The following is a 2,189-nucleotide window of genomic DNA, read 5'->3' on the forward strand; positions in this document are numbered from 1 at the left end:
CTTCATCCATCCCTTGGCCGCCAGGCGTCGGCCGCTCTCCTGTGCATGGAGCAGGACCGCTGCGCGCGCTTGCTCGCCAAAGCTGGCATCAAACCCGACTGGCCTGCCTCCCCCGAAATGGGGGGAGGCCTCGGGTTTCGGAGGCTTGCCGGGCGCCGGGCGCCTGTGGATGATGCGTGAATGCCCGGCACCCGCCCACCCACGAGCCCGCCGCTCTCCCCATGCTGATCGCCCAGGTGTCCGACCTGCACGTCTGCGCGCCGGGCCAACTGGCCAACGGCGTGGTCGACACCAACGCCATGGCGCGCGCCGGCCTGGAGGCCGTAGCGGCGCTGCAACCCCGGCCCGACGCGCTGCTGCTCTCCGGCGACCTGGTGGAAGCTGGCGGCGCCGCGTCCTACGCCCACCTGCTGGAACTGCTCGCGCCCATCGACCTGCCCCTGTACCCCGTGGCGGGCAACCACGACGAGCGCGAGGCCCTCGCCGAGGCCTTCGGTGGCCGCGCCGGCCCGCACACCGCCCGCCTGCCGGGCTTCTGGCAGTACGCGGCCAGCCTGGGCCCGCTGCGCCTGCTGGTGCTCGACACCGTGGTGCCGCGCCAGGGCCACGGCGCCTTGTGCGCGCGCCGGCTCGACTGGCTCGACCAGCGCCTGGCCGAGGACGCCACGCCCACTGTCGTTGCCATGCACCACCCGCCGTTCGCCACCGGCATCGGCCACATGGACGCCATGGGCCTGCTGGACGGCGCCGAGGCGCTGGAGGCGATCGTGCGGCGGCACGGCCAGGTGCAGGTCATCCTGTGCGGCCATCTGCACCGCAGTATCCAGGTGCGCTTCGGCGGCACGGTGGCCAGCGTCTGCCCCAGCACGGCGCATCAGATCGCGCTCAATTTGCTGCAGTCGTCGGCCGATGGATACGTCATGGAACCCCCCGCCTTCCAACTCCACCTGTGGCACGGTGGCCGGCTCGTGAGCCATACCGTGCCGATCGGCGACTTCGGCGGCACGCAGCCCTTTGCCTGAGGCGCCCGCCATGGACGCCGAAGCCCCGCTGCCGTACCAGGAGCTGTTCCGGCTCTCGCCCGTGGCCGCCTGTGTCACGCGCGTGAGCGACGGCCTGGTGATCGACGTCAACGCGGCCTGGGAGGCGCTGTCGGGCATCGCCCGGCGCGACGCGATCGGGCGCACCACGGTGGAGCTCGGCCACTGGAACGACGAGGCCGAGCGCACGGCCGCGCTGGCCCTGGTGCCGGGCACGCTGGCGCCCACGGTGGTGCGCTTCAAGGGGGGTGACCCGCACCTCGTGCGCATGCACGCGGTGCAGCTGCCCGTGACGGATGAGCGGCCCGAGGCCCTGCTGTTGGTGCAGATCACCCAGGCCGACCGCGAGGTGCTGGCCGAGGCGGCGCGCGAGCAGACCGCCCAGGCCCTGCGCGCCACCAACCTGGAGCTGCAGCAGCGCGTGGAGCTGCACAGCGTGATGGAGAGCACCGCCCACCTGGGCCACTGGACGAACGCCGAGGACGACGAGGAGGTCTTCTGGTCGCCGGGCCTGTTCGCCATCACCGGACGGCCGCGCAGCCAGCGCCTGACCCGCGCCGAGGTGCGCGCCGGCATCCACCCGGACGACCGCGCCGCCTGGCTGGCCGCGCGCGAGCGCCGCGACGGCCGCGAACTGGCCTTCCGCTGGCTGCACCCCGATGGCCAAGTGCGCTGGTTCCGCACGCGCATGGGGCTGACCCTGGTCAAGGGCAACCCGCAGACCGACTTCGGCGTGGTGCAGGACATCACCACCGAGCGCGAGGCCAGCGAGCGGCTGGCCGAGCAACTGCGGCTGCTGCAGAACATCGCCGCGCGCGTGCCGGGCATCTTCTACCAGGCCCGCCTCACGCCCGACGGGCGCACCGCGCTCGGCTACATCAACGAGGCCGTGCGCGAGCTGTTCGACGAGGACGCCGCCGCGCTCATGCGCGAGCCGCGCAAGCTGTTCCAGGTGCTGCACCCCGAGGACCGGGCGCGCGTGATCGCCACGCTGGCCTACTCGGCGCAACACCTGCTGCCTTGGCGCGAAACCTACCGCGTGCTGCTGCCCACGCTGGGCCTGCGCTGGCTCAGCCTGGACAGCACGCCGCAGCGCGAGCCCGACGGCAGCGTGGTCTGGCACGGCCTGGCCACCGACGTGACCGAGGC

General features: G+C 73.1%; 2 protein-coding genes. Both read left to right on the top strand.

All coding sequences use genetic code 11. The features are described 5' to 3' along the window. Positions 1-221: 221 nt before the first annotated feature. On the top strand, positions 222-1,022 hold the full coding sequence (locus BGO22_RS11870) for a phosphodiesterase (RefSeq protein ID WP_070397612.1): 801 nt from the start codon (positions 222-224) through the stop codon (positions 1,020-1,022). A gap of 10 nt (positions 1,023-1,032) precedes the next feature. After that, a partial coding sequence (locus BGO22_RS11875; RefSeq protein WP_286850978.1) for a PAS domain-containing protein occupies positions 1,033-2,189 on the top strand: 1,157 nt, incomplete at its 3' end.

This window comes from Hydrogenophaga sp. 70-12, from assembly GCF_001897365.1.
Taxonomy (GTDB): domain Bacteria; phylum Pseudomonadota; class Gammaproteobacteria; order Burkholderiales; family Burkholderiaceae_C; genus Hydrogenophaga; species Hydrogenophaga borbori.